The organism is Micromonospora sp. AMSO31t (genome assembly GCF_008868175.1).
In the GTDB taxonomy this organism is placed as follows: domain Bacteria; phylum Actinomycetota; class Actinomycetes; order Mycobacteriales; family Micromonosporaceae; genus Micromonospora.
The window spans coordinates 1-5,668 of the sequence record NZ_WBKT01000246.1 but is presented as its reverse complement, the minus strand read 5'-3'; the positions used below and the strand labels follow the sequence as shown (position 1 = coordinate 5,668).

The 5,668-nt window shown below is 73.0% G+C and carries 4 protein-coding genes and 1 pseudogene; 1 reads left to right on the top strand and 4 read right to left on the bottom strand.

What is annotated here, in order from left to right; genetic code table 11:
* Positions 1 to 103: 103 nt before the first annotated feature.
* From F8274_RS29745 to F8274_RS29735, 3 genes are all read right to left on the bottom strand, one after another.
* Positions 104 to 1,078 carry a low specificity L-threonine aldolase gene (locus F8274_RS29745; protein WP_255474593.1) on the bottom strand — a complete coding sequence of 325 codons (975 nt, stop codon included), beginning with the start codon at positions 1,076 to 1,078 and terminating at the stop codon, positions 104 to 106.
* Positions 1,079 to 1,182: 104 nt separating this feature from the next.
* Positions 1,183 to 2,589, bottom strand: a complete 1,407-nt coding sequence (locus F8274_RS29740) for a class II 3-deoxy-7-phosphoheptulonate synthase (RefSeq protein WP_151465666.1) — start codon at positions 2,587 to 2,589, stop codon at positions 1,183 to 1,185.
* Between the two features lie 114 nt (positions 2,590 to 2,703).
* Entirely contained in the window at positions 2,704 to 3,198 is a 495-nt protein-coding gene (locus F8274_RS29735; RefSeq protein WP_151465665.1) for a hypothetical protein, read from the bottom strand.
* Between the two features lie 238 nt (positions 3,199 to 3,436).
* Here F8274_RS29735 and F8274_RS29730 point away from each other — a divergent pair, with 238 nt between their 5' ends.
* The gene (locus F8274_RS29730) at positions 3,437 to 4,426 is read left to right on the top strand and encodes a helix-turn-helix domain-containing protein (protein WP_151465664.1); all 990 of its coding nucleotides are present in this window, start codon (positions 3,437 to 3,439) and stop codon (positions 4,424 to 4,426) included.
* A gap of 71 nt (positions 4,427 to 4,497) precedes the next feature.
* Here F8274_RS29730 and F8274_RS29725 read toward each other — a convergent pair.
* Positions 4,498 to 5,649: pseudogene (locus F8274_RS29725) on the bottom strand (glycoside hydrolase family 18 protein); the annotation flags it as partial.
* Positions 5,650 to 5,668: the final 19 nt, after the last annotated feature.

Here is a 5,668-nt window from a genome sequence, read left to right as displayed (position 1 = left end):
TCCGCGCGCCCCCGCCCACGCCCGGGTTGATCAAGAAGTTTGCGTCGGGATCCGCGTCGCGGGCGACGCAAACTCCTTGATCAACAAGGTGTCGGGCGTGGGGTCAGGCGCGGAGGAGGGCCGTAAGGATCTCGGCGGCCTGGTCGATCTGGCCGTCGGTGACGTCCAGGTGGGTGACCAGGCGGGCGGTACGCGGGCCGAGCACCGAGATCAGCAGGCCCCGCTCCCGGGCGGCGGCCGCCAGGGCGGGCGCGTCGAGCGGGTGCTTGGCCAGGTCGAGCGGGACGATGTTGGTCCGCACCACGGTCGCGAGCACCCCGTACGGGGCGACGGCCTCGGCCAGTCGGGCGGCCTTGGCGTGGTCCTCGGCGAGCCGCTCGACGTGGTGGGCCAGCGCGTACCGGCCGGCGGCCGCGAGGATGCCGACCTGCCGCATGCCGCCACCCATCCGCTTGCGGACGAACCGCGCCCGGGCGATCTTCTCGGCGCTGCCGACCACCAGCGAGCCGACCGGGGCGCCGAGGCCCTTGGAGAGGCAGACCGAGAGGGTGTCGAACAGCGCGCCGTACCCGGCCAGCGGCACCCCGTCGGCGACGTGCGCGTGCCAGATCCGGGCGCCGTCGCAGTGCAGGGCGAGATTGTGGTCGTCGGCGACCCGGCGCAGCTCCCGCAGGGTCGCGAGGGGGATCACCCCGCCGCCGCCCCGGTTGTGGGTCTGCTCGACGGCGATGGCCCGGGTCGGCACCGCGAAGTAGCCGTCGGGCCGGACCATCCCGGCGACCACCTCGGGGTCGACCTCCGCACCCACGGCCGGCCAGGTCCGCGAGGAGATCCCGCCGTACGCCGCCGCGGCGCCGATCTCGTAGGTGACCACGTGCGCGTCGGCGTCGCACAGCAACTCGTCCCCGGGTGGGACGACGAGCTGCAGGGCGATCTGGTTGGCCATCGAGCCGCTCGGGGCGAACAGCGCCGCCTCGTGCCCGAAGAGCGCCGCGACCTCGGCCTCCAGGGCGGCGACCGTCGGGTCCTCCCCGTAGACGTCGTCGCCGACCTCGGCGGTCAGCATGGCCTCGCGCATCCCGGCAGTGGGCCGGGTCACGGTGTCCGAACGAAGATCAATGAACTCAGCCACAGTTGTCCTTTCGGCCGCCGACTGCGGGGCTCGCAAGCTCACTCCTCGCGTCAGCCACGGAGCATCTCCGCAACCAAAAAGGCCAGCTCCAGCGACTGCTGGGTGTTCAGTCGCGGGTCGCAGGCGGTTTCGTACCGGTCGGGCAGGTCGAGGTCCTCGATGCCCTGGGCGCCGCCCAGGCACTCGGTGACGTCCTCGCCGGTCAACTCGACGTGCAGGCCGCCCGGGTGGGTCTCCAGGCCGCGGTGCACCTCGAAGTAGCCGAGCACCTCGTCGACGATCCGGTCGAAGTGCCGGGTCTTGTAGCCGTTGGAGGACTCGTGGGTGTTGCCGTGCATCGGGTCGCACTGCCAGACGACCTTGGCGCCGGCGGCGGTGACCTTGGCGACGATCGGCGGCAGGGCGTCCCGGACCCGGTGGTTGCCCATCCGGCTGATCAGGGTGAGCCGGCCGGGGATGTTGTCCGGGTTGAGCTTCTCGCACAGCTCGATGGCCTCGTCCGGGGTGGTGGTCGGGCCGAGCTTGACGCCGATCGGGTTCGCGATCCGGGAGATGAAGTCGAGGTGCGCGCCGTCGAGCTGCCGGGTCCGCTCGCCGACCCAGAGGAAGTGCCCGGACAGCCCGTACGCCCGGTTGCCGGAGATCCGGGTGAGCGCCCGGTCGTACTCCAGCGCCAGCGCCTCGTGGGAGCAGTAGAGGGTGACGGTGCGCAGCGCCTCGTCGTCGGTCATCCCGCAGGCCCGGATGAAGGCCAGCGCCCGGTCGATCTCCCGGGCGATCGCCTCGTAGCGCTCGCCGGCCGGGGACTGCTTCACGAAGCCCTTGTTCCAGTCGTGCACCGCGTGCAGGTCGGCCAGCCCGCCCGCCAGGTACGCCCGGAGCATGTTCATGGCGGCGGCGGAGTTCGCATACGCCCGGATCATGCGCTGCGGGTCGGCGACCCGCGCCTCCGGCGTGGCCTCCAGCGAGTTGATCATGTCGCCGCGGTAGGCCGGGAGGCCGCGCGCGTCGGTGGGCAGCGAGCGGGGCTTGGTGTACTGGCCGGCGACCCGGGCCACCTTGACCACCGGCAGCGACGCGCCGTAGGTCAGCACGATGGCCATCTGGAGCAGGGTGCGGGCGTTGGCCAGCAGGTGGCTCTCGGTGTTGTCGGCGAAGGTCTCCGCGCAGTCGCCGCCCTGGAGCAGGAACGCCTTGCCCTCGCAGACCAGCGCCAGCCGCTGCCGGAGCTGGTCGACCTCGTAGGGGGCGACCACGGAGGGCACGGTGTCCAGCACCTTGCAGACCTCGGCGACCTGCTCCTGGTCCGGCCAGGGCGGGGTCTGCGCGCGCGGCAGCTCCCGCCAGCGGTCCAGGCCGAGGGCCGCGTCCTCGGCGGAGTCGGCGGTCGGGCGACTGGTCTGGAGCCCCGGGCTGCCCACGGCGGGGTGACTCAGCTGATGCCACTCATGGCGCATGGGAGAAAGCGTACGGCGACGGCCGGGGCCGCCCGCCGCCGAGGGGGACGGTTCCGGTGGTTGGGAGATCAGCGACACATCCCGGGGCCGCCGCAGGTCGGGGCGGCTGCGGGGTCAGGGGGTGACGCCGGGCGCCGGGGTGTTGCCGCCCGGCGCCTCGCCGGAGATGCACCAGTCGGCGCCGGTGCGGGTGACCGTGAACAGCAGCGAGCGGGTGGCCTTGCGGGATCCGACGGCCACGGTGACCGACGTGGTCACCTCCTCGCCGTGCGGGCCGGACCGGACGTCGGTGATGGTGGCCTGCGGGACCGTGAAGTGGTCGGCGAAGTCGCCGTTCGGCCCGGTGGCGGCGCCGTCGAAGGCGGTCTGCATGGGCGCGCAGAGCTGGCTGCGGCCCGCGTCGACGTCCTTGGCCGCCATCGCGTCGAGGTACGCCTGGACCCGCTCCCGACTCCTGGCCGCCGCCTCCTCGGCCGGCGCCCGCTGGGACTGGCTGGCCGGGCCGCCCGGGGCGTCGTCCCCGTCGCCGAGGCCGCAGCCGGCCAGCGTGACCGGCAGGAGCGCGAGCAGGGCCACGCCGGCCACCACCCTCGGGTGCGTCAGGCCCATCGGTCCCCTTCCATCGGCGCGGACATCGGGACATGCCGAGCGGCGAGTCTGTCACATCGACGTCGCCGGATGCCGGCCCGGCGGGCCGCCCGGCGGCGGCTGCCACCGGTCCTCGACGACCTGCCCATCCTCGCCCGGATCGCCCCGACCGGCCAGAGCGGCACGCGGATCGGCGTCCGCCCCACGGAATGGACGCCGGGCCGCCCGGCGTCGAGAATGGCGTACCCCTCGGAAGGAGGTGACGGCCATCCTCGCCGTGGCATCGGTCGACACCCTCTGGCTGCCCCCGGCCGAGCGGTTCGACTTCTGGCAGGACCTGGTGGCCCGCGAGTCGGCGGCCGCCCGGATCAGCACCGCGCACGCGGGCGACTTCGCCGCCTCGGCCCGGGCGGTCGACCTGGGCGTGGTCCGGCTCGGCGCCTGGCGGTACCCGTCGCTGGAGCTCGCCCGCACCCCCGGGATGATCCACAGCTCCGACCCCGAGCTCTACCAGCTCGTCCTGCCGCTGAACGGCCACGGCGTGGTGTCGCAGCAGCGGCGGTCGGGCCGGCTCGGCCCGTCCGGTTTCGCCTTCATCGACACCGTCCGCCCGCACGGCTCCCGGCAGGCGCCGGACCGGGCCGCCGACCGTCTGGAGACGCTGACCGTGCTGGTGCCGCACCGGGCGCTGCCGCTGCCGCCGCGCCGGGTGGCGGCGTTGCTCGCCGCGAAGATCCCCGCCGACACCGGGATGGGCGCACTGTTGGCCACCTTCCTGCGCCGGCTGGTGGACCACCCCGAGCAGTACGACGCCTCGGACGCGCCGCGGCTCGACCGGATCGCCCTGGACCTGATCGCCGGCACCCTGGCCCGACATCTGGACTCGGAACGGGAACTCCCGGTGGAGGTGCGGGTCACCGGCCTTCGGGCCCGGGTGGAGGCGTGGATCCGGGAGCACCTCGCTGATCCCGGGCTCACGCCGACCGTCGTGGCGGAGGCGCACCACCTGTCGGTGCGTTCACTGCACCGGCTCTTCGACGACGCCGGCACGAGCGTGGCGGCGCTGATCCGCACGGCCCGGCTGGACGGTTGCTTCCGGGACCTGGCCGACCCGGGGCTGCGGCACCTCGCCGTCCACCAGGTCGCCGCCCGCTGGGGCCTCCGGGATCGGGCGCACTTCAGCCGGGCGTTCCGGGCCGCGTACGGGCTTTCGCCCCGTGAGCACCGGGCTCGCAGCATCCGTACCTGAACGACAGGACCGTGCGGGGAGGGGCCGGTGCGGCCCCTCCCCGCCGGGTGGGTGGTGCGTCGGCCCTCGGCTCAGCCGAGACCGCCCTTGATGGCGCCGATGAGCTCACCGTTGCTGGTGTCTCCGGAGAGCTCCCAGAAGAACGCGCCACCGAGGCCCTGGTTCTTCGCGTAGGTCATCTTGCCGCCGATGGTCGCCGGGGTGTCGTAGCTCCACCAGTTGCTGCCGCACTTGGCGTAGGCGGTGCCGCCGACCGTGCCGGTGGCCGGGCAGGTGTTCTTGAGCACCTTGTAGTCCTCGATGCCCTGCTCGTAGGTGCCGGGCGCCGGGCCGGTGGCGGTGCCGCCGGGGGCGCTCTGGGTCACGCCGGTCCAGCCCCGGCCGTAGAAGCCGACGCCGAGCAGCAGCTTGTCCGAGGGCACGCCCTTGGACTTGAGCTTCTGGACGGCCGCGTCGGACCAGAAGCCCTGCTGCGGGATCCCGGTGTACGAGTAGAGCGGCGAGTGCGGCGCGGTCGGCCCCTGCGCGTTGAAGGCGCCGAAGTAGTCGTACGTCATCGGCATGAGCCAGTTGAGGTACGGCGCCGCGCCGGCGTAGTCGGCCGCGTCGATCTTGCCGCCGTTGCTGCCGTCCGCGGTGATCGCCGAGGTGACCAGGAAGCTGCTGCCGAACTTGCTCCGCAGCGCGCTGACCACGTTCTTGAACGCGTTCGGGCCGCTGCTGTCGCACTGGAGGCCGCAGGCGTTCGGGTACTCCCAGTCGACGTCGATGCCGTCGAAGACGTCCGCCCAGCGCGGGTCCTTGACCAGCGCGTAGCAGGAGTCCGCGAACGCGGCCGGGTTCTGCGCGGCCTGGGTGAAGCCGGCCGACCAGGTCCAGCCGCCGAAGGACCAGAGCACCTTCAGGTTCGGGTACATCTTCTTGAGCTTGCGCAGCTGGTTGAAGCTGCCGCGCAGCGGCTGGTCCCAGGTGTCGGCCACGCCGTCGACGCTGTCCGCCGCGGTGTACGCCTTGTCGTAGTCGGCGTAGCTGTCACCGATGCTGCACCGGCCGCCGGTGGTGTTGCCGAAGGCGTACAGGATGTGGGTGAGCTTGGCCGCGGACCCGCTGGTGTGGATGTTCTTCACGTGGTAGTTCCGGCCGTAGACGCCCCACTCGGCGAAGTAGCCGACCACCTTCTTGCCCCCGGTCGGCGGGGTGGTGGTGGGCGGCGTCGTGGTCGGCTACTTCGCCGAGTGGGGC